We start from the raw sequence: 418 nt of genomic DNA, 5'->3' as shown, positions 1-418 counted from the left end.
CAGCTGATTGAGGCTTTGGAGGGATGGCGCGGGCTGACACACGTTATCGCGGTGGAAACCATAACAAGCCAGAACAATGCCCACGGCGGTGAACGAGGGGGCGCCAAGGCGGACATAAGATATTTCCTGACCTCAGCCAAGCTCGACGGACCAGCGCTGGCCGCGGCAGTGCGTAATCATTGGGCCATCGAAAACAGTTTGCATTGGGTGCTTGATGTCGGTTTCCGTGAAGATGACTGTCGGGTGCGGGACCGCAATGCGGCTGCAAACCTCTCTGTCATCCGAAAGATCGCCATTAATCTGGTCAAAGCGGACAAATCTCAGAAAGGCTCCATCAAGGGTAAACGTAAGGCTGCCGGATGGGACAACGATTACATGCTGAAAATCATGGCGTTATGAGTTTCATGCGTTAGCCCTG

The 418-nt window shown here is 54.3% G+C and carries 1 protein-coding gene; it reads left to right on the top strand.

Going from position 1 to position 418, the window contains the following annotated elements; translation table 11 throughout:
* A partial coding sequence (locus E1297_RS00575) for an ISAs1 family transposase (protein WP_155132629.1) occupies positions 1-399 on the top strand: 399 nt, incomplete at its 5' end.
* Between the last annotated feature and the right edge of the window lie 19 nt (positions 400-418).

Source organism: Roseibium sp. RKSG952, from assembly GCF_009711355.1.
The sequence above is the reverse complement of the archived record's forward strand: the minus strand, read 5'-3'. Positions and strand labels throughout refer to the sequence as shown.